A 768-nucleotide genomic window follows, 5' to 3' on the forward strand; every position below is an offset into this window, starting at 1 on the left:
CCTTTTAACATTGTCAAGAATTCAGGAACAATTCCTTCTACGTTATCTGTAACGTAAACTTGGTTTTGGTACAACTGAATTTTATCTTTCTGGATCTGCATATCGCTTCCTAATTTCGGGAAATACAAAATACCAGTTAAGTTAAACGGATAGTCTACATTTAAATGAATGTGGAATAAAGGATCCTCAAATTGCATTGGATACAATTCTCTGTAGAAGTTTTTGTAATCTTCATCAGTTAATTCAGAAGGCTGTTTTGTCCAAGCTGGATTTGGGTTGTTAATAATGTTGTCAATTTCAATAGTTTCATTAACGTAATCTTCTGGAGCATCTTCTGGTTTTGGAAGCGTTTCAGTTCTTGTTCCGAATTTAATCGGAATAGGCATGAATTTATTGTATTTATTTAATAAACCACTGATTTTAGAATCGTCTAAGAACTCTAAAGAATCTTCTGCAATATGCAGAATGATTTCTGTTCCGCGTGAAGTTTTGTCAGCAGGTTCTAAAGTAAATTCAGGACTTCCGTCGCATGTCCAATGTGCAGCTGGTTCATCTTTGTATGATTTTGTGATGATTTCTACTTTTTCTGCTACCATAAAAGCAGAGTAAAAACCAAGACCAAAATGTCCGATGATACCAGAATCTTTAGCAGAATCTTTGTACTTGTCTAAGAATTCTTCAGCACCAGAAAAAGCAACTTGATTGATGTATTTTTCAACTTCATCAGCTGTCATACCCAAACCTTGATCGATAATGTGGATTTTTTTA

General features: G+C 34.2%; 1 protein-coding gene. It reads right to left on the bottom strand.

Annotated elements, in window-relative coordinates; all coding sequences use genetic code 11:
• A partial coding sequence (locus B3J44_RS03565; RefSeq protein ID WP_286965940.1) for an ATP-binding protein occupies positions 1 to 768 on the bottom strand: 768 nt, incomplete at both ends.

The sequence above is a fragment of the Flavobacterium sp. UBA4854 genome (assembly GCF_002399805.1).
Classification (GTDB): Bacteria; Bacteroidota; Bacteroidia; order Flavobacteriales; family Flavobacteriaceae; genus Flavobacterium; species Flavobacterium ginsengisoli.